This window comes from Streptomyces sp. NPDC055243 (assembly GCF_044544025.1).
Classification (GTDB): Bacteria; Actinomycetota; Actinomycetes; order Streptomycetales; family Streptomycetaceae; genus Streptomyces.
Map to the genome: position 1 here is coordinate 123143 of NZ_JBITWR010000012.1, position 23752 is coordinate 146894.

The window sequence follows — 23752 nt, forward strand, 5'->3', positions numbered from 1 at the left end:
CCGCCCTCAGCGCCGCGAGCCGTCCACGGCTTCGATGTGGTCGGCCACGGCCACGACGAGGACCTGGCTGTCCGGCACGGTCGCCCGCCACCGGTGGCGCACCCCGCCCGTCAGATACAGGCTGTCGCCGCGCCCGAGGCGATAGGCCCTGCCCTCCGCCTCGACCTCGACGGCGCCGCCCACCACGTACATCAACTCGTCGTTGCGGTGCTGGAACTCGCGTCCCTCGTCGTGGTCGCCGGTGAACTCGACGGCGTGCAGCTGGTGGTGGCCGCGCACCAGATTGCGTACGCGGGCGTCGGCCTGAGCGGCGGAAGCCTCGCCGTCGCCCTCCTGCGCGCGCATCAGGTCGACCGTGCACGCGGGGTCGGCGGCGGCCAGCAGTTCGACGTCGGTCGTCATAAGGGCGTCGGCGACGCGCTGCAGGGACCGCCTGCTGGGCCGCGCCCGCTCGTTCTCGACCTGGCTCAGGAAGGGCACCGAGAGACCGCTGCGCTCGGCCACCACGGCGAGGGTGAGCTCCAGCTGCCGGCGGCGTCGCCGCACGGCCGAGCCCACCCGGAGGGTTTCCTTCTGCTCGTCCATCGCCTCGGCTCCCTTCTGCGCGTCGGTCCACTCTCAACCCTGTTGGGTTTTCTGCACCCTACGCATGTTCGCCAAACGGTTTTGCCCCGTTGCCAGGACCGCCGTCTACAGCTTGCGCCAGTAGACAAGCTGCCCCGCCTCTCCGGGAGCCGCTCCTTCCCCCGGTATGAACAGGCTGACCAGCAACGCAGGCTTGCCCCGCGGGTCGGTGATCAAGGTCGCCGACGGATTGGCGAAGGCGCGGCTTCCGCCGTGCGTGGAGATGGCGAGGCGGTCGGCCCGGCCGCTCACGGGGTCGTACGCGTACGTCCGCCAGCTCGCGAAGTCGCCCCGCCGCCGCTGTCCCTCGACGAAGAGCATCCGCTGCCCGGCGAGCTCCACGGGCGAGCGGTCGCCGAGGTTCCCGCCGTTGCCCCACGCCTGGAGCGCCCGGTCGAGCCGCCGGTCCGGCGTCGCGTGCCAGTCGCGGAACCCGGTGAGGGTGGCGCGGAGCTGGCGGTCGGTGTCGCAGTCGGCGCGGTAGTGCCCGGTGAGCTCGATCGTGTCCCCGCGTACGGAGGTGATGCCGGGGGTGCCCTCGGCGCACCGCGAGAGGGTGCGCGGGGCGTCGTAGGCCCGTGCCGCGCGTCCGTCGAGCAGCGCGGCCCGGTCCTCGTAGGCGCGCACGGCGATGTGGTTCCTGGGGTCCTTCTCGTAGGCGAGGACGTAGCCGCCGCGTCCGTCGTCGGCGAGCGAGGCCTGATGGGTGCCGGGCCCGAAGTCGTGGCGGCGGTGCCAGTGCCGCAGATCGGTGGAGGTGGCGACGGCGGCATGGAAGCGGCCGTCGTCCAGCAGGGAGTGGTAGACGGCGAGATACGTGCCGTCGGGGGCCTGCTCGATCTGCGCGGCGTCCATGGTGCGGCCGGTGTCGTCCCGCGTGTCGTAGCGGTGGCCGTCGGCGGCCCTCACGTCGTCCGCGAGGGCGGCGAGGCGTGCGGTGCCGGCGGAGGCGGGCGCGGGGCTCGCGTTGGCCAGGTGCGCCAGGAGCAGGGCGGCGGCGAGGGCCAGGGCCACGGTGAGGACGAGGCGGGGCGTCGTCCGGACGGTCACAGAGGGCACGGAGGGGCACTTACGTTCGAGCGGCGGGGAGGCTGCCCAGCCTAGGGAGCGGAGGTGCCCCCGGGAACGCCCCGAGGGGTGGGCTTCGCCACAAGGACGGGGCCCACCCCTCGGGGGTGATGCGGTGGTGCGGTGGTGCGGTGGAAGAGCCGGGACGGCGAGCTAGGACTGCGGAGTCATCTTCTGCTCGAATCCCGGGTTCTTCTCCAGCCACGAGTCGACGGCCTTGGGCTCATTGCCCTTGCCCGCCTTGTTGATCTCGTTCTCCAGGCTGGCCAGTTCCTTCTCGCTCATCTTGAAGTCCTTGAGCCACTTCGTGAGCTGCGGGTACTGCTTGGGGAACTCCTTGCTGGAGATCGTGCGGATCGTGTCGCCCTTGCCGAAGCCGACCTTGGGGTCCTTCAGCTTGGTGAGCTCGTACTCGTTGTACGCCCAGTGCGGCGACCAGAGCAGGACCGCGACCGGCTCCTTCTTGGCGTACGCCGACTTCAGCTCCGACAACATCGCCGGCGTCGAACCGGAGACGATCTTGTACTCCTTGTCGAGGCCGTAGCCGGGCAGGACCTTGTCCTTGAGCGCCGTCATCACACCCGTGCCGGGCTCGATGCCGATGATCTTGCCCTTGAACTTGTCGCCCTTGCCCTTGAGGTCCTCGAGCGACTTCACGTCCTTGACGTAGGACGGGACGGCGATCTCCAGGGACGTCGGGCTGTACCAGGAGCCCAGGTCCTTGAGGTTCGCCTTGTTCTTCTCCCAGTACTGCTTCTGGGCGGTGGGCAGCCAGGCGTCGAGGTCCAGGTCGAGGTCGCCCTGGGCCAGAGCGGTGTAGACCGGGCCGACGTCGGAGGGCGTCAGCTTCATCTTGTAGCCGCGCTTCTCCAGGACACGCTTCCAGAGATTGGTGACGGCGATGTTCTCGTCCCACGCGAAGTACGCGGCGTTCAGCGGACGCTTCGCCTCGGCGGGGGTGGAGTTCTTCGGCAGCGGGGCCAGCTTGTCGACGACACCCGGGTTCTTCTTCAGCCAGGCGCGGACGGCTTCCTGCTGCTTGCCCTTGCCCGCCTTGTTGATCTCCGCCTCAAGACTCGTGAGCTGCTTCTCGCTCATCTTGAAGTCCTTGAGCCACTTGGCGACCTGCGGGTTCTCCTTGGAGAAGCCCTTGCGCGCCAGCGTGTGCACGCCGTCGCCCTTGCCCCAGGCACCCTTGGGGTCCTTGAGCTTCTTCAGGTCGTAGTCGCTGTAGGCCCAGTGCGGCGACCAGAGCGTGGTGACGATCGGTTCCTTCTTGGCGTACGCGCGCTTGAGCTCGGCCAGCATCGCCGGCGTGGAGCCGTCGACGACCTTGTACTCCTTGTCGAGCCCGTACTCCCCCAGGACCTTGTCCTTGAGCAGCCCCATCATTCCGGCGCTCGACTCGATGCCGACGATCTTGCCCTTGAACGTGCCGCTCTTGCCCTTGAGGTCCTCGAGCGAGTCCACGCCCTTGACGTACGAGGGCACGGAGAGCTCGAGCGAGGTCGGGCCGAACCACGAGCCCAGGTCCTCGAGCTTGTCGCCGTACTTCTTCCAGTACGCGGCGTGCGTCGTCGGCAGCCACGAGTCGGTCTGGAAGTCGATGCTGCCCTGCGAGAGCGAGGTGTAGAGCGGGCCGGCCTCGAGCTGCTTGGTCTGCGGCTTGAAGCCGCGCTGCTCCAGGATCTCCTTCCAGAGGAAGGTGGAGGCAACGCCCTCGTCCCAGGGGATGTAGCCGATGTTGACTTCCTTGCCCTGGCCGACGTTCTTCCCGGCCGCGGCGACGTCCTTCGACTTCGAACCGCCGAAGACACCCATGCCGCCCGCGACGAGCGCGAGGACGACCACACCGACGACCGCGACCGCGGCCTGCGGACGGTAGGTCCAGATGTTCAGGCCCTGCGCGGCGCGCAGCTTGGCGACGGCGCGGCGGCCCAGCGGGGAGACCTGGGTGCCCAGCGAGCTGGTCATCCGGTCCAGGTAGATCGCCAGGATGACGATGGCCACGCCCGCCTCGGAGCCGAGGCCCACGTTCAGCTGGCCGATGGCCTCGTTGACGTCGGCGCCCAGGCCCTCCGTGCCGACCATGCCCGCGATGGCGGCCATGGACAGGCCCAGCATGATGACCTGGTTGACACCGGCCATGATCGTGGGAAGGGCGAGCGGCAGCTGGACGCGCAGCAGGATGTTGCGCGGCGTGGTGCCGAACGCGTCCGCGGCCTCGACCAGTTCCTTGTCGACCTGGCGGATGCCCAGCTCCGTCATGCGGACGCCGGGGGCCAGGGCGAAGATGAGGGTCGCGACGATGCCCGCCGGGGCGCCCATCCCGAAGAAGAGGATGGCGGGGATGAGGTAGATCATCGCCGGCAGCGTCTGCATGAAGTCGAGCACCGGGCGGACGATGCCGCTGACCGTGCTGGACCGCGCGGCCCAGATGCCCACGGGCACGGAGATGACCAGCGCGATGATCGTCGAGACGAGCACCAGGGCCAGCGTCATCATCGCGTGGTCCCACAGTTCGAGGGAGACGATGAACGCGAAGCCCGCGAAGGTCAGCACACCGGCGACCACGCCGCGCAGCCAGAACGCGATCACGGCGAAGATGCCCGCGAGGATCAGCGGTTCGGGCGCCTGGAGCACGTCGGCTATGCCGTCGTAGGCGCCCTGGAAGACGGTCTTGAAGAAGTCGAACAGCCAGGCCATGTGGCTGAGCAGCCAGTCGACGCTGTCGTTGACCCACTCGCCGAAGGGAATCCTAGGCACCGCTGACCACCTTGCCCACAGCCTGTCCGCCGTTGTCCTGCGTCTTGTCCCGTGTCTTGTCGAGCGGGACGGCGGTGTCCTGCGGCTCGCTCTCGGGGACCATCGGCTCGCCGAGCACCGCGAGCAGTCGCGCCCGCGGCACGACGCCGATGAGCTTGTCCTCGTCGTCGGTCACGGCGACGGCCGCATCACTGGTGGAGCACGGCGTGAACAGCTCGATGATCGGGGTCCCGGCCTTGACCGTGGCGGGGGCGGCGGACAGCACGTCCTGTGCGGTCCGCAGCTCCTTGCCCTCGGCCGTCTTCGTGCCGAACACGGTCTCGGGCTCGGCCATGATCGCGCCCGCCGTCAGGACACGGGAGCGGTCGACGTCCTGCGTGAACGCGGCGACGTAGTCGTTGGCCGGGGTGACGAGGATGTCCTCGGCGTTGCCGATCTGGACGATCTCGCCGTCACGCATGACGGCGATCTGGTCGCCCAGGCGCATGGCCTCGTTCAGGTCGTGGGTGATGAAGACGATGGTCTTCTTCAGCCGCTTCTGGAGCTCGAGGAGCTGGTCCTGCATGTCGCGGCGGATCAGCGGGTCGAGCGCGCTGAACGACTCGTCCATCAGGAGCAGGTCCGCGTCGGTCGCCAGCGCGCGGGCCAGGCCCACGCGCTGCTGCATACCGCCGGAGAGCTCGTCGGGCCAGGACTTCTCCCAGCCCTTGAGCCCTGCCAGTTCGAGCGCCACCGTGGCGCGCTCCTCGCGCTCGGCGCGCGGCACACCCTGCACCTCGAGGCCGTAGCCGGCGTTCTCGAGGACGCTGCGGTGCGGGAAGAGCGCGAAGTGCTGGAAGACCATGCTGATCTTCTTGGAGCGCACCTCGCGCAGCTCACGGGCGCTCAGGCCGGTCAGATCCTGACCGTCGAAGAGCACCTGTCCGGCCGTCGGTTCCGACAGACCGTTGAGCATGCGCAGCAACGTGGACTTGCCGGATCCGGAGAGACCCATGACGACGAAGATCTGGCCCGGCTCGACCGTGAAGGAAGCATCGATCACCGCGGCAGTGGTGCCCTCGGCGCGCAGTTCCTCTCGGTCGGTTCCGTGGCGGAGTTTCTCCACCGCGTCAGCGGGTCGTCTGCCGAAAACCTTGTACAGGTGTTCGGCTTGCAGCCTGGACACATACACCTCTCGGGTTGAACCAAGACGGCCCGCCTCCCCCGCCGGCGGGCCGTGGAGCGACGCGGTTTCTGCCCGCTATTTACCCGGCGAAATAGTTGAATCCTCGACCGGAGGCGCTCCGGCTCGGCGCCTGCCCCGACTTACACAGAACAAACGCAAGAGTGTTCCAGTTCACATTCCATTCACTTCCGACGAACGGAACATGGCGTGATCCGGTCCCTGCCCACCGGGGCGGAAACAACGCCTTGACGGGGTCGCGGACGGTGCGCTGTCGGTGCCGTGCGGCATGATGCGAAGGTGACTCAGCGAACGCGACGGCTCATGCTGCTCGACACGGCGTCCCTGTACTACCGGGCCTATTTTGGGGTTCCCGATTCCGTGAAAGCCCCGGACGGCACGCCGGTCAACGCGGTGCGCGGCCTGCTCGACTTCATCGCCCGGCTCGTCCAGGACCACCGCCCGGACGACCTCGTCGCCTGCATGGACGCGGACTGGCGCCCGCACTGGCGGGTCGAGCTGATCCCTTCGTACAAGGCGCATCGCGTCGCCGAGGAGGTCGAGCAGGGCCCGGACGCCGAGGAGACCCCGGACACGCTCGCGCCGCAGGTCCCGATCATCGAGGACGTCCTGGACGCGCTCGGCATCGCCCGCGTGGGCGTCGCGTCGTACGAGGCGGACGACGTGATCGGCACGTACGCGGGCCGCGCCACCGGCCCCGTCGACATCGTCACCGGCGACCGCGACCTCTATCAGCTGGTCGACGACGAGCGCGGCGTCCGCGTCCTCTACCCCCTCAAGGGCGTCGGCTCCCTCCAGCTGACGGACGAGGCCTGGCTCCGCGAGAAGTACGGCGTGGACGGCTCCGGCTATGTCGACCTGGCCCTGCTGCGCGGCGACCCGAGCGACGGCCTGCCCGGCGTCCCCGGGATTGGCGAGAAGACGGCGGCCAAGCTCCTCGACGCGTACGGAAATCTGGCCGGAATCATGGCCGCCGTGGACGACCCCAAGAGCAAGCTGACGCCCTCCCAGCGCAAGCGGCTCGACGAATCGCGTGCCTATGTGGCCGTCGCGCCGACGGTGGTCCGCGTCGCAGGCGACGTACCGCTGCCGGACGTCGACCTCGCACTGCCCGCCGAGCCCCGCGATCCCGCGGCCCTGGACGAACTGGCCGCGCGGTGGAACCTCGGCGGGGCACTGAAGCGATTGCTCACGACTCTCCAGGACTGAGGTGTTAGCTTAGGTAAGCCTAAGCAACATTTGATCAGGGGAGGCAGCCGCCATGGCAGAACGTCCGGCACGCAAGGCACCGAAGATGCACGTCGCCCAGGTGGTGCGCACCGAGCGCCTGACCCCGCACATGCAGCGCGTAGTCCTGGGCGGCGAGGGTCTCGCCGAGTTCACGGTGGGCGACTCCACCGATCACTACGTGAAACTGCTCTTCGGCGCCGAGGGTGTGACGTACCCGGAGCCGTTCGACATCCAGCGCATCCGCGCGGAGTTCCCCCGCGAGCAGTGGCCCGTGACGCGCACGTACACGGTGCGCTCCTGGGACCCGCAGACCCGCGAGCTCGCCGTGGACTTCGTCATCCACGGCGACGAGGGCCTGGCCGGGCCCTGGGCCAAGCACGTCCAGCCGGGCGCCACGATCCGCTTCCTGGGCCCCGGCGGCGGTTACGCGCCGGACGCCGCCGCCGACTGGCATCTGATCGCCGGTGACGAGAGCGCGCTGCCCGCGATCGCCGCCGCCCTGGAGGCCCTGCCCGAGGGCGCCAAGGCGTACGCCTTCATCGAGGTCGCCGACGCGGACGAGGAGCAGAAGATCAGCTCCGCCGCCGAGATCCAGTGGCTGCACCGCGGGCAGCGCCCCGTGGGCGAGGCCCTCGTCGAGGCCGTACGCTCCCTCGACTTCCCGGCGGGCGACGTGCAGGCGTTCGTGCACGGCGAGGCCGGTTTCGTGAAGGAGCTGCGCCGCTACCTCCGCGTGGAGCGCGAGGTGCCGCGCGAGCGCCTCTCCATCTCCGGGTACTGGCGCCTGGGCCACAACGAGGACGGCTGGCAGGCCTCCAAGCCCGAATGGAACGCCGCGGTTGAGGCCGAACAGGAGTCGGTGCCCTCCGCGTGAGCGCATGACCGCTTGACCGCTGCGCTCAGCTTGAGCGGCGGTCCGGGATGTTGTCGTCCGCCGCTGAGCGGGGGCTGATCGCGCAGTTCCCCACGCCCCTGAAGGGGCTCACCTGCGGTTCGCGGGTGCGGGGCGGCCAAAACCGGTTTCCCCGGGCGGCGCCCGCTGGCACCATGCCCGCATGCCCTTCAAGATCTCGGACGTCGTCGCGGCGGGCTCCCTCGCCGACCGGGCGCAGCCGGCCATCCCCGTCCCCGGCGGGCTCGCCCTGCGCCCCTGGTCGCCCACCGACGCGCCCGCCGTGTACGAGGCGTTCCAGGACCCGGTGATCCAGCGTTGGCACGCGCGCGAGGCCGATTCCGTCGACGAAACCCGCGGCTGGATCGACGGCTGGCGCACGGCATGGGCCGAGGAGCGCGACGCGCACTGGGCCATCGCCGACGCCGCCACGGACGCGGTGGTGGGCCGGATCTCGCTGCGGCTCATCGTCCTCGCCGACGGACAGGCCGAAGTCGCCTACTGGACCATGCCGTCGGCCCGCGGCCGGGGCATCGCCCCGCGCGCCCTCACGGCCCTGAGCGACTGGGCCTTCGACGAAGTCGGCCTGCACCGCCTCGAACTGACCCACGCCACCGGCAACGAGGCCTCCTGCCGCGTCGCGCTCAAGACGGGCTTCGTGCCGGAGGGCACCAAGCGCAGCGCGGTGCTGCACGCGGACGGCTGGCACGACATGCATCTGCACGCCCGCGTCCGATCGGACGCGCCGACGCCCTCCTGACCTGGGGCGTACCCGGGGAACACGGCCCGGCGCCGCCGCCGGGCCCCGTACTCTTGCCGGTTGTGACCCGCAAGCCCCGCATCCCGCCCTCTCCCCTGCCGCAGCGGCGCGGCGTCGACCCCGTGCGGGTCAAGCTGCCGGCCGACGGAGCGTGGGCGACCGTACGGGATCATCTCGTCGAGCGGCTCAAGGCCGGGCCCGGGGTGATCGACCAGATGCTGCGGGACGGCCTCGTCGTCGGCGCGGACGGCCTTCCCGTGGCGCCGGACGCCCCCTATGTGCCCAGCGCCTTCGTGTGGTTCCACCGGGAGCTGCCGGACGAAGTTCCGGTGCCGTACGGCATCGACGTGGTCTACCGCGACGAGCACATCGTCGTCGCCGACAAGCCGCACTTCCTGGCGACCACGCCCCGCGGCAGCCATGTCACCGAGACCGCGCTGGCCCGTCTACGCAGGGAGCTGGACATCCCCGCGCTCGGCGCGGCCCACCGCCTCGACCGGCTCACGGCGGGGCTGATCCTCTTCACCGTGCGGCCCGAGGAACGCGGCGCGTACCAGACGCTGTTCGGCGAGCGGCGGGTGCGCAAGGAGTACGAGGCCGTGGCCGCCCACGACCCCGGAGTCGACCTCCCCCGCACCGTGCGCAGCCACATCGTCAAGGAGCGCGGCGTCATCGCCGCGTACGAGGTCCCCGGCGCCGAGCCCAACAGCGAGAGCCGTGTCGAACTCGCCGGGCACGACGGCACGTTGGCGCGCTACCGGCTGACCCCGCACACCGGCCGCACCCACCAGCTGCGCGTGCACATGAACGCCCTGGGCCTGCCGATCCTCGGCGATCCCGTCTACCCGCTGGTGACGGGGCCGGTGCCGCCGGACGACTTCCGGCGGCCCCTGCAACTCCTCTCCCGCGTCCTGGAGTTCACGGACCCCCTCACGGGCGCCGACCATCGCTTCGTCAGCGCACGCGAGCTGGACGCCTGGACCTCGTACGCCGGCTGGGCGGGCCCGTCAGCGGGCGGTCAGTAACCCCGCCACCAGGTGACCAGCCTGCGCCACGCCCCCTGTCGCGGCACGGACACCGCCACCGGCGCGGACTCCGGCGCGGGCGGCGCGGCGGGCGGCGCCGCCGGCTGCGACATCGGCTGGGGCGCCGGCGTCGCGGGGTACTCGGGCCGCGGCTTGGGGGACGACACATGCCAGTCGTTGCGCGCACCCGGCACCCGCGCCATCGGCCGCGCCATCACGTCCTGCGGAGGCCGCGGCGCGAACTGCACCGGGAGCTCCACCAGGTGCCGGGAGAGGATCGACGAGGTCCACCTCAACTCGTGTTCCTCGATGGAGAGTTCCACGTCCGGGAAGCGCATGAGCAGCGCGTCCACGCCCGTGTCGGCGATGGCGCGCCCGATGTCCTGCCCCGGGCACTCGTGGGGTCCGCCGCTGAACGCCAGATGGGAGCGGTTGCCCTGCATGCTGGCGGCCAGGTCCGGGCGTACGACGGGGTCCACGTTGCCCGGCGCGATGCCCAGGAGCAGACCGTCGCCCGCCTTGATCTGCTGGCCGCCGAGCTGCGTGTCCTGCTTGGCGAAGTAGCCGATCATGGCGCTGAACGGCGGCTCGTCCCACAGGGACTGCTCGACCGCCTCGGGGACCGTCATCTGACCGCCGCTGAGCTGGGCGCGGAAGCGCGGGTCGGTGAGGACCATGCGCAGGGCGTTGGCGATGAGGTTGGCCGTCGCCTCGTACGCGGCGATGAGCACGAGCCGCAGGTGCGCGGCGACCTCGTCGTCCGTGAGCTGCCCGGGCTGGGCGATGAGGTTGCTGGTGAAGTCCTCCTCCGCCTTCGCGCGGCGCCGCGCGACCAGGCGCATCAGCGCGTCCATGATGTACGCGTTGCTGGCGATGGCCGTCTCGGTGCCCTTGAGCATGTCGCGGGCGGCCTGCACCATCCGCTCGTTGTACTCCTCGGGCATGCCCAGGACATGGCACATCACCATCATCGGCAGATGCTCGGCGAACTGGCTCACGATGTCGGCGTGGCCGTCCTGGCAGATGTCGTTGAGCAGCAGGTTGCTGTAGCGGTTGATGTAGCGGCGGATGCCCCGGTGGTCGAGGCCCGCCATGGCGCCGGTGACCGCGCCGCGCAGCCGCTGGTGCTCGGCGCCCTCCACCATGCTGGCCATGGGCTGCCAGGTGACGACGGGGGCGAGCGGGTTGTCGGGGCCCATGGAGCCGTCCAGGATGGCCCGCCACTGACGACAGTCGCGGGTGTACTGCGAGGGGGTGCGGACCATGTGGAGGTTCTCGCTGTGGCCGAGGACCGCCCAGATGGGTACGTCGTTGTGCAGCAGGGCCGGGGCCACCGCGCCGTGTTCGGCGCGCAGTTTCTCGTAGACACCCGCGAGATCGGTGTCCGCCTCGGGCCCGTACAGCCGGCGCAGACCGCCGGGGCCGAGGCCGTGCGCGGGGCAGCCGGGCGGCGGCATGGCCGGGTCGTCCGTGCCGGGGTGGGGGTGGGAAGGGGTCGTCACGTTCGTCGCTCCGGGGTTGCGGATGAGATGAGGTGTCAGACGCGGGCCACGGTCAGGGAGTGCAGGTACCGCATGAGGGTCAGCAGGGTGTCCCGGCTCGACGCGCGCTGCCGGGCGTCGCACTTCACCATCGGCACCACCTCGTCCAGGTCGAGGGCACGGCGCAGTGCGTCCATCGGATGACCGGGGGCGTCGGGGAAGTCGTTGACGGCGACGACGAAGGGCACGCCGCGCTCCTCGAGGCGGCCGATCACGTCGAAGCTGACCTCCAGGCGGCGGGTGTCGACGAGGACCACCGCGCCGAGCGCGCCTTCGAAGAGGCCGTTCCACAGGAACCAGAAGCGCTCCTGGCCGGGGGTGCCGAACAGATAGAGCACCAGCTCTTCGGAGATGCTGATCCGGCCGAAGTCCATCGCGACGGTGGTGGCCGTCTTGGTCTCGGAACCGTAGTTGTCGTCGACGCCGATACCGGCCTGGGTCATGGTCTCTTCGGTGGTCAGCGGACGGATCTCGCTGACCGAGCCGACCATCGTCGTCTTGCCGACCCCGAACCCGCCCACGATCACCACCTTCACGGCGGCCGTGGCCGTGTGCGGCAGGACCTCTTCGCTGCTGGGCCCGGTGATCGTGTCAGAGCTTTTGAAGTCCATGCATCACCGCTTCGAGAAGGGAACGATCGGGGAGCGTGGAGCGGACGATCGGCGCCCGCGCCTGTACCAGGTCGGACCCGAGCATCTTCGTCAGCAGGACGGTCACCACGCTGAAGGGCAGCGCGAGGTAGGCGGAGAGCTCGGCGACCGACAGGGGTGTCGTGCACAGCCGCAGCACGGCGGAGTGCTCCGGCTCGGCCGTGGGCGGTGCCTCGCCGTGCGCGACGATCAGCGTGACGAGGTCGAGTGGCGCCCTCTCCGTGTCCTCGCCGGTCAGGATGTAGAGCCGCTCGGGATTCTCCGGGCTGCGCCGTTCCCGTTGGGGAGGGTCGTCTCGGTGGGAGGGGTTCTCGCCTTGCGGAGGATTCATACGGCCTGCCCGTCTCGCCGGGGCGGGCTCGTCAGATGGGCGCCGATCCGGACGACCAGGTCCCGCATGCGGTTGCCGATGAGACCCGCGTCGACGGTCTCGTCGGCGAGCACGGCGAGGTAGGCGCCGGCTCCCGCGGCCATCAGGTAGAAGTAGCCGCCGTCCACCTCGATGATCACCATGCGCATCCCGCCGGCGCTGTGCGGGATCTCGGTGGCCACCGCGGCGGCCAGGGACTGAAGTCCCGCGCAGGCGGCGGCGATCCGGTCGGCGGCGTCGGGGTCGCCGCCGTAGCGCGCGATGCGCAGCCCGTCCGCGGAGAGCACCACGATCTGCCGCGTCTGCGGCACCCCGTCGGCGAGCTCCTTGAGCATCCAGTCGAAATTGGCCCGTTGCTGGATCACTTCCAGCCCCCCTCGTCGGCGTTGTCGGCACTGCCGTGGTCGTTCTCGCTGTGGCCCTTGGGGAACAACGGGTCGTCGGCTGCGGATTCGTCGCCGTTGACGCCCTTCATGAAGGCCTCGATCCAGAGGCCGGGCTCCTTCTCCTCCTTCTTCACCGGTTCGGGTGCCACCGGCGCCGCCCCCTGCGGGGCGTACTGGGCGCGCTGCGCGGCGTACTTCTCGTCCGCGGCCTCCTGGGCGAGCCGCTCGGCCAGTGGGGTGCGGACCCGGCTGCGGCGCTGCGGCAGGCCGTTCGAGGTCCACTCGGTGACCTCGGGGATGTCGTCCTCCATGGCCGCGGTCAGGCCCTTGGAGATCGGCGGCCCGGCCGTCATCACGCGGGGCTTCTTGCGCCGGATGCCCTGGGCCTCCTCGATGGGCACGCCCTCGGCGTTCACCCGGGGCACCGCGGAGGCGCCGATGCCGTGCGCGAGGCCGGGAGCGGGTCCGGTGGTGATCATTTCGCGCGGGACGATGAGCACCGCGCGGACGCCGCCGTACGCGGACTGCCGCAGCGAGACCTGGAGGTTGTACATCTGCGAGAGGCGGCCCACGACGGCCATGCCGAGGCGGGGGCTCTCGCCGAGGTCGTTCAGGTCGATGCCGGCCTGGGCCTGCGCGAGCATGCGCTCGGCCCGTGCCCGCGCCTCCTCGCTGAGGCTGACGCCGCCGTCCTCGATCTCGACGGCGATGCCGGTCTGCACCTCGACGGCGGTGACGTGCACGCGGGTCTGCGGCGGCGAGTAGCGCGTGGCGTTGTCGAGCAGCTCGGCGCAGGCGTGGATGAGCGGCTCCACGGACGTGCCGCGGATGGCGACCTTGGCGATCGAGTGCAGGTCGACGCGCTGGTACTCCAGGATGCGGGACATGGCACCGCGCAACACGCTGAACAGCGGTACGGGCTTGGGCCATTGGCGTCCCGGACGGGCGCCGCCGAGCACGGTGATCGAGTCGGCGAGGCGGCCGATCAGGGCCGTGCCGTGGTCGATGCGCAGGAGGTCGTCGAAGACCTCGGGGTTGCGGCCGTGGAACTCCTCCATCTCGCGCAGTTCCGCTGCCTGCTGGTGGACGATGGACTGCACGCGCCGGGCGATGTTGACGAAGGCACGCTGCGAGGACTCGCGCATCGCCTCTCCGGTGTCCAGGGTGTCCAGGACGTTCCGGAGCAGCTGACGCTGCGACTGCGGGAGTTCGGAGAAGGACTCGTCGCTGTCGACGAGGTTGCGGATCACCTCCGACGGCGCTTCGCCCTGCCGGAGCCGCAGGACGGCCTCGGGGATGACCTCCCTGCCCAGGCGGATGGTCTCGTCGTCATGGGACGCGATGCGCCGCTCCAGGAATGCGAGCCGCTGTGCGTACTGGGTGTGCAACTCCCGGATGGACCGGCCGCGGCGCACTGCTTCGGCGCCGACCGCGACGACCACGAGGGTCGCGATCGCGCCGCACCAGCCCACCGCGATGCGGGCGGGTTCCGTTACCGCGGCGACCGCGGCTCCGGTCGCCGCGGCCATCAGCATGGCGGGCAGCAACAGCACACGTGCGTAAGGGATTTCTCGGCCACCGGGAGGCGATTGAACACTCACCATGTATGCCCTCTGAACACTCGTCTTGGGGGAGAAATGGGGGTTGATTCCATGAAATGGGGGGAGCTTACGGGGAGTTGGGAACGGTAGACGTATGCGAACTATCGAAAGAACTGGGAACAAACGCGCGAATCTATCGCAACTCGTTTCAACTCGCCGCGCTCCGGGCGAGCTTAGTCCGCCGGAATCATCGCCGAGTCATATTCAGCAACCCCCTGAAACCTGCTTGCCGACAGGCATACACTCGGCTCCATTTGCACGCGTGGCGATCAATCGAACACGTGGAGTGATGGCGTCGAACAGGCGGGAACACAGCTCCGGCCGACCCCCGTTCGGTCTTCTGTCCGTCCGGGGGAATGGGCGCGGCACGGCCGTGGTTGACGCCCGGTATGGAGGGTTGTCCCGCTGGGCGCATGCGCCCTCAGCCGCGTCTCGTCACGCGCGATCACATCGACTTCGGTCGCGTGTGGTCCGCGTCGTGTTGTCGCTGACCGCCTCCAAGTCAGCGCACACCACGACACGTTGAGATGAGACCGCCATGCCCGTCGAGTTCCTCGGCATCGCCGCGACCAACGAAGGCTCCGAAGTCACCGCCCGCTCGGGCGCGTCCTTCGACAAGGACTACACGCTCCGGCTCGCCCGGGCCCACGAGGACCACGGCTGGGACCGTGTCCTGTTCGCGTACGGATCGGGCTCCCCCGACCCCTCCCCCGCCGCCGCCTACATCGCGGCCCGCACGGACAGGCTGCAGATCCTGGTCGCGCACCGCCCGAACGTCTCGTACCCCACCTTCGCCGCGAAGACGTTCGCGACCCTGGACCGCATCAGCGACGGCCGCCTGGCGGTGCACTTCATCACGGGCGGCAACGACCACGAGCAGCGGCGCGAGGGCGACTTCCTCACCAAGGACGAGCGGTACGCGCGCACCCGCGAGGCCATCCAGATCATCAAGAAGGCATGGACCTCGCACGAACCGTTCGACCACGAGGGCGCGCACTACCGCTTCCACGACTTCGTCAGCGACACCTTCCCGGTCCAACAGCCGCACCCGCGCGTCTCGTTCGGGGGCTCGTCCCCTGCCGCGTACGCCGCCGGGGGCGCCGAGGCCGACATCTACTGCCTGTGGGGCGAGCCGCTCGCGCAGACCGCCGAGCAGATCGAGTCGGTGAAGGCGGCGGCGAAGGCGGCAGGCCGCACGGACGTCCCCAGGATCCAGGTGGCCTTCCGCCCGATCATCGCGCCGACCGAGGAACTGGCCTGGGAGAAGGCGCACGCGACCCTGGCCCGCATCAGGGCCCGCAAGGCGGGCGCTCCGCTCTCCCGCCGCCACCCGCTGAAGAACCCGGAGAACTCGGGCTCCCGACGCCTGCTCGCGGCGGCGGCTTCGGGTGAACACCACGACCGCGCGCTGTGGACCCCGACGGCGGCGGAGACGGGCGGCGCGGGCAACTCGACCGCGCTGGTGGGCACTCCGGAGACGGTGGCCCAGGCCCTCCTGGACTACTACGACCTGGGCGTGGAGATCCTCTCCGCCCGGGGGTACGACCTCCTGGACGACGCGATCGACTTCGGACGCCAGGTGATCCCGATCGTGCGGGAAGAGGTGGCAAAGCGGGACGCCGCGCGGGCGAGCACGGCGGCCTAGGGATTGAGCGTGAGGGCGGGCCCGGGGAATCCGATCCCCGGGCCCGCCCCCACTCACCGTCAGCCGACCGAGCTGTACGCCACCACTCCGCGCAGCAGCTGATCCACGGCCTTGCGGGCGTTCTTGGCCACGGTCGACCCCTCGCGGGGCGCCGCGGCGGAAATCTGCCCCAGCACGTCGATCACCTGCTTGCACCAGCGCACGAAGTCCCCCGCGGGCATCTCGATCTCCCGGAGCACCTCGTCGAGGCCCTTGTCGGACGCCCACATGTACGCCGCCCAGGCGAACCCGAGGTCGGGCTCACGCTGCCCGACCCCTTCCGCCTGGTTGATCTTGAACTCTTCCTCCAGGGCATCGAGCCGGCCCCAGATCCGCACCATCTCGCCGAGGGATGCCTTCACCTTCCCGGAGGGCAGCTTGGGGGCGAGCGCGTCGTCCGCCATCCGCGCCTCGAACACCAACGCCGAGACGCACGCGGCCAGTTCGGCCGGGCTGAGCCCCTCCCAGACGCCTTCCCGCAGGCATTCGCTGGCGAGGAGGTCCAGTTCACCGTAGAGCCGGGCGAGCCGCTTGCCGTTCTGGGTGACCTCGTCGCCCCGCAGATAGTCCAGCTCGGTGAGCAGCGCGACGATCCGGTCGAAGGTCCGCGCGATCGTGTTCGTGCGCCCCTCGATGCGCCGCTCCAGCTGCACGGTGTCGCGCCGCAGACGGTGGAAGCGCTCGGCCCACCGCGCGTGGTCCTCGCGCTCGTCGCAGCCGTGGCAGGGGTGCGCCCGCAGCTCCGTACGGAGCCGGGCGATCTCGCGGTCGTCGGCCGCGGCGGCGCGCCCCTTGCGGTGCCGGTCCGGCACGATGTGCCCGGCCTTGGTGCGCAGCGCGGACGCCAGGTCGCGGCGCGACTGCGGCGAGCGCGCGTTGAACGACTTCGGGATGCGCATCCGCTCCAGGGCCTCGACCGGCACCGGGAAGTCCATCGCCGCGAGCCGCTTGACCTGCCGCTCGGCGGTGAGGACCAGGGGCCTTGGCCCGTCCTGGTGCTCGAAGCCGCGGTGGCCGTTGACCCGCCCCGCGGGAATCCCCGGATCGAGGACGAGCGCCAGGCCCGCGTACTTCCCGGTCGGCACGTGGATGACGTCACCGGGCTTGAGCTTCTCCAGGGCCGCTGCCGCGGCCACCCGGCGCTGGTTGGCGCCCTGCTTGGCGAGCTCGGTCTCCCGGTCCTTCAGCTCGCGGCGCAGGCGCGCGTACTCGTCGAAGTCGCCCAGGTGGCAGGTCATCGAGGCCTTGTAGCCCTCGAGGCCCTCTTCGTTCTTCTGCACCTGGCGCGAGATCCCGACGACCGACTTGTCGGCCTGGAACTGCGCGAAGGACGTCTCCAGGAGCTCGCGCGAGCGGTGCCGCCCGAACTGCTCGACCAGGTTCACCGCCATGTTGTACGACGGCTTGAAGCTGGACCGCAGCGGGTACGTGCGCGTGCCGGCCAGGCCCGCGAGGTGCTCCGGGCTCATGGCCCGCTGCCACAGGACCACGGCATGGCCCTCGACGTCGATGCCACGGCGCCCGGCACGGCCGGTCAGCTGGGTGTACTCACCGGGGGTGATGTCCGCGTGCTGCTCGCCGTTCCACTTGACGAGCTTCTCCAGCACCACACTGCGCGCGGGCATGTTGATGCCCAGGGCGAGGGTCTCGGTGGCGAATACGGCGCGCACGAGGCCGCGCACGAAGAGCTCCTCGACGACCTCCTTGAAGGTCGGCAGCATGCCCGCGTGGTGCGCGGCGATGCCGCGCTCCAGGCCTTCCAGCCATTCGTAGTAGCCAAGGACGTGCAGGTCCTCGTCCGGGATGGCGGCCGTGCGCTCCTCGACGATCTCGCGGACCTGCGCCCGCGCGTCCTCGTCGTTCAGCCGCAGTCCCGCGTGCAGGCACTGCTGCACGGCGGCCTCGCAGGCCGCGCGGCTGAAGATGAACGTGATCGCCGGAAGCAGGCCTTCGGAGTCGAGCCGGTCGATGACCTCGGGCCGGCCCGGCGTCCAGATGCGCGAGCGCTGTCTGCGCTCGCGCTCGCGGTCGGCCTCGCGGATCATCTTGCCCTTGCGGCGGTCGCGCGGGTTGTACGAACGGCTGGCCTCCATCCGCGCCATGCGCGTGAGGTCGGGGTTGACGGCCTTTCGCTGGCCCTCGCCCTCCTCGAAGAGGTCGTACATCCGGCGCCCGGCGAGCACGTGCTGGAACAGCGGCACGGGCCGGTGCTCCGAGACGATCACCTGGGTGTCGCCGCGCACGGTGTCCAGCCAGTCGCCGAACTCCTCGGCGTTCGAGACGGTCGCCGACAAGGAGACCAGCGTGACCGACTCCTGGAGGTGGATGATCACCTCTTCCCAGACGGCGCCACGGAAGCGGTCGGAGAGGTAGTGCACCTCGTCCATCACCACATAGCCGAGGTTCAGCAGCGACTGCGAGCCCGAATACAGCATGTTCCGCAGCACTTCGGTGGTCATCACGACCACCGGGGCATCGGAGTTGACGCTGTTGTCGCCGGTCAGCAGACCGACCTTGTCCGCGCCGTACCGCTTGGAGAGATCGGCGTACTTCTGGTTGGAGAGCGCCTTGATGGGCGTGGTGTAGAAGCATTTCTTGCCCTGCATCAGGGCCAAGTGCACGGCGAACTCGCCGACGATCGTCTTGCCCGAACCCGTGGGGGCGGCCACGAGTACACCCTTGCCCGCCTCGAGCGCCTGACAGGCCTCGATCTGGAAGGGGTCGAGGCCGAATTCGTACATCTCGCGGAAGCCAGCGAGTGCGGTGGCCTGCTCGACAGCGCGCTCGCGCGCCGCCGCGTACCGCTCGGCCGGTGAGAGGTCCTCTGTCATCGTGCTTTCGAGACTACCGGCCACCACTGACAACGGACGATCATTATCTGTCTTACGGTTCCTGCGGCCCCCGGGGCCCGAGCACCCGCACGGCCCCCGGCACGCACTGCGCCGTCAGCGGAAGCCCGCCGAGCTGCTCCCCGTCCGCGTACCCGGTGACCCCCGAGGCGGCGAGCTCCACTTTCGCGGCCCGGTAGGTGGTGACCTTGGGATGGTCCAGGTGCGTGCCCCGGTAGACCCGCGGGAAGACTTTCAGGAGCGTCGTACGGCTGCAGTCGCCGACGACCGTGACGTCGAAGAGGCCGTCGCTCATGTCGGCCCGCGCGCAGATCTTCATGCCGCCGCCGTACGACGAGCCGTTCCCCACGGCGACGAGCGTCGCGTCGACCTCGTGCACCCGGCCGTCGTCCAGCATGATCCGGTACGGGATCGGGCGGAAGGCGGCCAGCTCGGCGACCATCGCCAGGTCGTACTTGAAGCGGCCGGTGGGCCAGCGCATCCGGTTGCCCCGGTCGTTGACCCGCGAGTCGAAGCCGGAGGCGAGCACGGTGCCGAACCACGTCTTGCCCACCCGCCCCAGGTCCACGTCGCGGGTGCGCCCCGCGTCCAGCGCCTCGGCGACGACCGCCCCCGCGGCGGCCGGATCGCGCACCGGAAGCCCCAGAGAGCGCGCGAAGTCGTTGCCGGTGCCCACGGCGATCACCCCCAGGGGCGTCCGTGTCTGCGCGACGGCCTGCAGCGCGAGGCTCGCCATGCCGTCACCGCCGACGGCGATCAGCGCGCGCGTACCGGCGTCGACTGCTTCCCGGGCCCGGCGCAGCGCGTCGGCGGAGTCCTCGCCGATGACGGTACGCACGGAGAAGCCCGCGGCCCGCAACGCGGAAGCGGCCGGCTGCGCCGCGTGGGCGCCCCGGCCGCGGCCCGCGGTGGGATTGACGAAGAGAGTGATCTCGCTGGTCACGGCCGGACCCTACAAGGTCAGGTCACGTCGTCGAAACCGTTTACCCGATCTCGGTTCGCGCCGTCGCCGCTCGCCTGCTCGGGCAGGGCGCGGTTCGCCGACACGGGCTCGATCTCGCCGACGGCCTCGGGCGTGAGGTCGAGGTCGGACGCCTCGTCGTCATCGGGCCCGGCCGCGTCGATCCTGGACTTGCGCCGGTCGTTGAGGAGCGAGAAGGCGGTGGCCGCGAAGTACAGCACCCAGATCGGCCCGGCGAGCATGATCATGGTCAGCGGGTCCGTGCTGGGCGTCGCCACGGCCGCGAAGACCGTGATGCCCATGATCATGCCGCGCCACCAGCCGAGCATCCGCTTGCCGGTGAGCACCCCGGTGAGGTTCAGCATCACCAGCAGGAGCGGCATCTCGAAGGAGAGGCCGAAGACGATCACCATGCGGGTGACCAGGTCGATCAGCTCGTCCAGCGGCAGCTGGTTGTCCACGCCGCCCGGGGAGAACTCCAGCAGCACGCGCGCCATCGTCGGCAGCGTCTTGTACGCGAAGTAGCCGCCGCCCAAAAAGAGCGGGAAGCCCGCGGCCACGAAGCCGTAGGCGTACTTCTTCTCGCTCTTGTGCAGGCCGGGGGCGACGAAGGCCCACAACTGGTAGAGCCAGATCGGCGACGCGAGCACCACGCCGGCCATCAGGGAGATCTTCAGGGCGAGTGTGAACGGCGTGATCAGACCGTTCAGCACGATGCGCGCGCAGGTCTCCTCGCCGCCCTTGTCCGCCAGCTCGGCGAAGCTGGACTCGCACCCCACGGAACTCAGGATCGGGTTCGTGAAGAACTCGATGATGTCCTTGTAGAAGAAGGCGGCGACGATCGCGACGACGATGATGGCCAGCACGGCCTTCGCGAGCCGGTTGCGGAGCTCGCGCAGGTGCTCCGCAAGCGGCATCCGCCCCTCGGGATCCTGTTCCTTCTTGCGGGCAGACTTGAGCAACCCACGTCCTCATCTCGTGCGGCAGGCCGGCCGTCGCCGGCCTTGGATCAGCGCTTGGTGGTGCTGTCGGTGGGCTCGGTGACCGGGCGCGAGCTGGTGACGTCGCCGGGCGCGGCCTGGATGGTGCGCGGCTGGGCGGCGGAAGGGTCGCCGGGCGGGTCGGCCGGGGCGGCTTCGTCCTTCTTGCCGTCCGACTTCATCGCCTTGGCCTCGCTCTTGAGGATGCGCGCGGACTTGCCGAGCGACCGGGCCATGTCGGGAAGCTTCTTCGCGCCGAACAGCAGAACGATGACGACGAGAATGAGAATGATCTCGGGGGCGCCGATCTTTCCGAACATAGGTCTTTACCTTCTCACCGAGGCGGCAGGGGCGGGGCTGCCGGACAGGCCGGACTTGCTGTCCGGCCACCGTGCTGGCAGCGATCGTAACGCTCCGGGGTGAACGCAGGGCAATCCCTGTGCGTACTCCCAGTTGCGGCCCGCGCCTCGCAACTCCGGGCCACCTCAGCAGCGTACCTGCCGGACAAGGGAAGTTGACAGGCCGCGGTATCGATGCGCGTCCCGGGGGCACCGGCGGCATTCACAGGATCTAAAGGACATCTCGCCCCGCACGGGCCACACCCGTCGCCGCCGCTTCGAGATCCTCCGCCGCGCGGTTGATCCGCTGTGTGGTCTCCGTCACCTGCGTGCCGAGGCGCTGCGCCTCGATGAAGACCCGGATCGCCAGCACGCCGAGCACGGCGAGGCCACAGAACCCCGCGGCAATCGCCACCATCGCCCAGAACATGCGCCGAGCCTAGACGGTCGAGTGCAGACGCAGCGTCCGCACCCCGCCGCCGGTGAGCAGTTCGACGATGCGCTCGCCCGCGGGCTTGCGCACCGCGGCGTCGCACTCGGGGCACGTGAACGAGTAGAAGGTGGTGCGGGGCGAGGCGCCGATGGCCAACCGCAAAGCACCCGCGGAGAGTTCGAAGCGGGCGCGGCAGTCGGGGCAGGCGGCCTTGAAGAGCACAGGGGCGATTCTCGACATTCCGGGAATCTCGGACATGAGGCTGGTGTTCAACGCCCTTGCTCCTGCCTGTCGTACGCCCCGTCGGGGTCTCGGTCGTAGGCCGCCAGCGCCTCGCGCGCCGCCTGCCGTGCGCTGTCCGCGAGGTCTACCGGGGAGACGATGTGGCCGTCCCCGCCGAGCCGCAGCGCGAGCCTGCGCAGCGAGGTGGGGTCCGGGGTGCGCAGCGTGATCCGCAGACCGCCGTCGGGGAGTTCCTCGGCGCTGTCGTGGGGGTAGTACTCGGCGACCCAGCGGCCGCCGGGCCCGACCTCGATGACCACCTCGGGGTCCTCGGCGGCGGGCTGCACGAGCCCCTCGGAGAGATCGCGCAGTTCGACCTCGGGCGGCGACGACGGCTCGTCCATGATCCTGATCTCGGCCACCCGGTCGAGGCGGAAGGTGCGGCGCGCCTCGGAGAGGTAGCACCACGCCTCCATGTAGGTGTGCCCGACGGCGAAGAGCCGGATCGGGTCCACCTCGCGCTCGGTGAGCTCGTCGCGCGCCGGTGAGTAGTAACGCAGCCAGAGCCTGCGCCGCTCGGAGATGGCACGGTCGACGTCGGCGAAGACGCCGCCCTCGGACTCGAAGGTCACCGAGAGCCGCGCGCTGGCGCCCGCGTTCTCACCGGCGGCCGTCTCCAGCTTGGCGGTGGCGCGCACCAGCGCCTGCCGGTCGCTCTCGCGCAGCCCCGGCAGGGTGGAGACCGCGCGGGCCGCCACCAGGAGCGCGGTGGCCTCGTCGGCGGCGAGCCGCAGGGGGGCCGCCACGTCGTCCGGGTTGTGCCACCAGATGCGGTCGCCGTCGGTGTCGATGTCCAGGAGGTCGCCGCCGCGGAAGCTGGTCCCGCACAGCGGCAGCACGTCCAGGTCCGAGATCAGCTCGTCCTCGGTGATCCCGAAGGCACGGGCCACGTCGCTGACGTGGGCGCCGGGGCGCTCGCGCAGATAGGTCACCAGGGAGAGCATCCGCCGGGTCTGGTCGATGGCGTTCGATGCCATGGTCGTCCCTCCCCTCAGCCCTTGGCCACGGCGCGCAGCCGGTCCACGACGTCGGCCCGCAGCTCGGCCGGCTCCAGGACCACCACATCGGGCCCGAACTCCACCAGCCAGGCGTCGAGCCCGTGGCCGTACGGAATCTCCAACTCGTCCCACCCCTCGCCCACTTCACGTATGTGGGCGGCCTTGGCGCGCAGCGGATAGCCCGCGCCCGTTCGCAGTCTGATCAGAGCGGAGCGGTCGGCGCTCTCCCCCGCCCAGCTCGCGACGGTCTCGCGCACCGTGACCACGTCGGGGATGTCGGCGGTGAACTTGCCGGCCCGGGCGCGGACCTTCCCGGTGATGCGGGAGAGCCGGAAGACGCGCTCGGCGCCGCGGTCGCGGTCCCAGCCCGCGAGGTACCAGTGGCCGCGCCAGCACTCCAGGGCCCACGGCTCGACGTGGCGCTGCTCGGGGCGGGCGGCGGTGGCCTTGCGGTAGTCGAAGACGACCGGGCGGCGGTCGCGGCAGGCGAGCATCAGCGGCTCGAAGGAGGCCTCGTGCACGGGGATGCGCGGTTCGAGCGCGCTGTGCGTCCCGTACGGGTCGACGTCCTCGGGCAGGCCCGCGGCGCGCAGCTTCTGCAGGGCGCCGCTGGCGGCTCCGGCGAGGCGCGCCTGCTGCCAGACCTTGGCGGCCAGGCCGAGCGCGGCGGCTTCCTCGGCGTCGATGGTGATGGGCGGCAGGCGGTTGCTGTCGCGGCGCGCGAGGTAGCCCACCTCGCCGTCGAGGTTCTCCACCGTCTCGATGACCAGGCCGAGTTCGCGCAGATCGTCCTTGTCGCGCTCGAACATCCGGTTGAAGGAGTCGTCGGACCCCGCCTCCAGATAGGCCTCGATGGACTCGCGCAGCTCGCGCTTGCTCAGCGGCCGTCGCGTCCCGAGCAGACACAGCGCCAGGTTCATCAGCCGCTCGGCCTTGGCAATGGCCATCGACGCCCTTTCTCCACTTTGCTTCCGACCGCCGACCGTACCGCCCCGGGGTGTCGTGGCAAAAGCTAAGGGCAAGGGGGGCATCCCTGGGGGGATCCGTTGAGGATGGTGGTGGGAGACGCGAGGGCCCATGCCGGAACAGGCATGGGCCCTCGGTGGACAGGTCTGGTCAGACTCTGTCCCC

At 70.3% G+C, this 23752-nt stretch carries 22 protein-coding genes; 5 read left to right on the forward strand and 17 right to left on the reverse strand.

Annotated features, from left to right (window positions below):
• Positions 1 to 6 precede the first annotated feature (6 nt).
• From ACIGXX_RS30885 to ACIGXX_RS30900, 4 genes are all read right to left on the reverse strand, one after another.
• Complete coding sequence (locus ACIGXX_RS30885; RefSeq protein WP_351164956.1) at positions 7 to 585, reverse strand: XRE family transcriptional regulator; 579 nt, start codon at positions 583 to 585, stop codon at positions 7 to 9.
• Between the two features lie 105 nt (positions 586 to 690).
• A complete protein-coding gene (locus ACIGXX_RS30890) occupies positions 691 to 1674 on the reverse strand; it encodes a hypothetical protein (protein WP_399980486.1) in 984 nt (327 codons plus the stop codon).
• A 171-nt stretch (positions 1675 to 1845) separates the two neighbouring features.
• Positions 1846 to 4458 carry an ABC transporter permease/substrate binding protein gene (locus ACIGXX_RS30895; protein WP_351164958.1) on the reverse strand — a complete coding sequence of 871 codons (2613 nt, stop codon included), beginning with the start codon at positions 4456 to 4458 and terminating at the stop codon, positions 1846 to 1848.
• Entirely contained in the window at positions 4451 to 5623 is a 1173-nt protein-coding gene (locus ACIGXX_RS30900) for a glycine betaine/L-proline ABC transporter ATP-binding protein (protein WP_351164959.1), read from the reverse strand. The genes ACIGXX_RS30895 and ACIGXX_RS30900 overlap by 8 nt, the downstream gene beginning before the upstream one ends.
• A 321-nt stretch (positions 5624 to 5944) precedes the next feature.
• Here ACIGXX_RS30900 and ACIGXX_RS30905 point away from each other — a divergent pair, with 321 nt between their 5' ends.
• From ACIGXX_RS30905 to ACIGXX_RS30920, 4 genes are all read left to right on the forward strand, one after another.
• On the forward strand, positions 5945 to 6850 hold the full coding sequence (locus ACIGXX_RS30905; protein ID WP_361463413.1) for a 5'-3' exonuclease: 906 nt from the start codon (positions 5945 to 5947) through the stop codon (positions 6848 to 6850).
• A 52-nt stretch (positions 6851 to 6902) separates the two neighbouring features.
• Complete coding sequence (locus tag ACIGXX_RS30910) at positions 6903 to 7745, forward strand: siderophore-interacting protein (protein WP_361463174.1); 843 nt, start codon at positions 6903 to 6905, stop codon at positions 7743 to 7745.
• Positions 7746 to 7926: 181 nt separating this feature from the next.
• Positions 7927 to 8523, forward strand: a complete 597-nt coding sequence (locus ACIGXX_RS30915; protein WP_399980491.1) for a GNAT family N-acetyltransferase — start codon at positions 7927 to 7929, stop codon at positions 8521 to 8523.
• Between the two features lie 62 nt (positions 8524 to 8585).
• The gene (locus ACIGXX_RS30920) at positions 8586 to 9548 is read left to right on the forward strand and encodes an RluA family pseudouridine synthase (RefSeq protein ID WP_399980494.1); all 963 of its coding nucleotides are present in this window, start codon (positions 8586 to 8588) and stop codon (positions 9546 to 9548) included.
• Here the strand turns inward: ACIGXX_RS30920 and ACIGXX_RS30925 are convergent.
• Genes ACIGXX_RS30925 through ACIGXX_RS30945 form a run of 5 tightly spaced genes read right to left on the reverse strand, consistent with a single transcriptional unit; the run spans position 9542 to position 14099 of the window.
• Positions 9542 to 11050, reverse strand: coding sequence for a cytochrome P450 (locus ACIGXX_RS30925; RefSeq protein WP_366463439.1), 1509 nt, complete (start codon positions 11048 to 11050; stop codon positions 9542 to 9544). The genes ACIGXX_RS30920 and ACIGXX_RS30925 overlap by 7 nt on opposite strands.
• A 35-nt stretch (positions 11051 to 11085) precedes the next feature.
• On the reverse strand, positions 11086 to 11700 hold the full coding sequence (locus tag ACIGXX_RS30930) for an ATP/GTP-binding protein (protein ID WP_351164966.1): 615 nt from the start codon (positions 11698 to 11700) through the stop codon (positions 11086 to 11088).
• Positions 11681 to 12070, reverse strand: coding sequence for a DUF742 domain-containing protein (locus ACIGXX_RS30935; protein ID WP_351164967.1), 390 nt, complete (start codon positions 12068 to 12070; stop codon positions 11681 to 11683). Before ACIGXX_RS30935 ends, ACIGXX_RS30930 begins: the two co-directional genes overlap by 20 nt.
• Positions 12067 to 12474 carry a roadblock/LC7 domain-containing protein gene (locus ACIGXX_RS30940; RefSeq protein WP_351164968.1) on the reverse strand — a complete coding sequence of 136 codons (408 nt, stop codon included), beginning with the start codon at positions 12472 to 12474 and terminating at the stop codon, positions 12067 to 12069. The genes ACIGXX_RS30935 and ACIGXX_RS30940 overlap by 4 nt, the downstream gene beginning before the upstream one ends.
• Positions 12471 to 14099: an ATP-binding protein gene (locus ACIGXX_RS30945; RefSeq protein WP_351164969.1), complete on the reverse strand. Its 1629-nt coding sequence runs from the start codon at positions 14097 to 14099 to the stop codon at positions 12471 to 12473. The genes ACIGXX_RS30940 and ACIGXX_RS30945 overlap by 4 nt, the downstream gene beginning before the upstream one ends.
• Positions 14100 to 14634: 535 nt before the next feature.
• Here ACIGXX_RS30945 and ACIGXX_RS30950 point away from each other — a divergent pair.
• Complete coding sequence (locus ACIGXX_RS30950) at positions 14635 to 15741, forward strand: LLM class flavin-dependent oxidoreductase (RefSeq protein WP_399980500.1); 1107 nt, start codon at positions 14635 to 14637, stop codon at positions 15739 to 15741.
• 59 nt (positions 15742 to 15800) lie between these two features.
• On the opposite strand, the gene ACIGXX_RS30955 is transcribed toward ACIGXX_RS30950, so the two are convergent.
• The 8 genes from ACIGXX_RS30955 to ACIGXX_RS30990 all read right to left on the reverse strand — a co-directional run bounded on the left by ACIGXX_RS30955 (position 15801) and on the right by ACIGXX_RS30990 (position 23568).
• A complete protein-coding gene (locus tag ACIGXX_RS30955; RefSeq protein ID WP_361463168.1) occupies positions 15801 to 18611 on the reverse strand; it encodes a DEAD/DEAH box helicase in 2811 nt (936 codons plus the stop codon).
• Positions 18612 to 18663: 52 nt separating this feature from the next.
• Positions 18664 to 19572, reverse strand: coding sequence for a diacylglycerol kinase (locus tag ACIGXX_RS30960; protein WP_399980504.1), 909 nt, complete (start codon positions 19570 to 19572; stop codon positions 18664 to 18666).
• 17 nt (positions 19573 to 19589) lie between these two features.
• Positions 19590 to 20552: a twin-arginine translocase subunit TatC gene (gene tatC / locus ACIGXX_RS30965; RefSeq protein ID WP_351164974.1), complete on the reverse strand. Its 963-nt coding sequence runs from the start codon at positions 20550 to 20552 to the stop codon at positions 19590 to 19592.
• A gap of 47 nt (positions 20553 to 20599) precedes the next feature.
• Positions 20600 to 20890: a Sec-independent protein translocase subunit TatA gene (gene tatA, locus ACIGXX_RS30970; protein ID WP_351164975.1), complete on the reverse strand. Its 291-nt coding sequence runs from the start codon at positions 20888 to 20890 to the stop codon at positions 20600 to 20602.
• Between the two features lie 250 nt (positions 20891 to 21140).
• Positions 21141 to 21338 carry a hypothetical protein gene (locus ACIGXX_RS30975; RefSeq protein WP_351164976.1) on the reverse strand — a complete coding sequence of 66 codons (198 nt, stop codon included), beginning with the start codon at positions 21336 to 21338 and terminating at the stop codon, positions 21141 to 21143.
• Between the two features lie 9 nt (positions 21339 to 21347).
• A complete protein-coding gene (locus ACIGXX_RS30980) occupies positions 21348 to 21599 on the reverse strand; it encodes a hypothetical protein (protein WP_351165152.1) in 252 nt (83 codons plus the stop codon).
• An 11-nt stretch (positions 21600 to 21610) separates the two neighbouring features.
• Positions 21611 to 22600 carry a WYL domain-containing protein gene (locus tag ACIGXX_RS30985; RefSeq protein WP_351164977.1) on the reverse strand — a complete coding sequence of 330 codons (990 nt, stop codon included), beginning with the start codon at positions 22598 to 22600 and terminating at the stop codon, positions 21611 to 21613.
• A 14-nt stretch (positions 22601 to 22614) separates the two neighbouring features.
• Positions 22615 to 23568, reverse strand: coding sequence for a WYL domain-containing protein (locus ACIGXX_RS30990; RefSeq protein WP_351164978.1), 954 nt, complete (start codon positions 23566 to 23568; stop codon positions 22615 to 22617).
• Between the last annotated feature and the right edge of the window lie 184 nt (positions 23569 to 23752).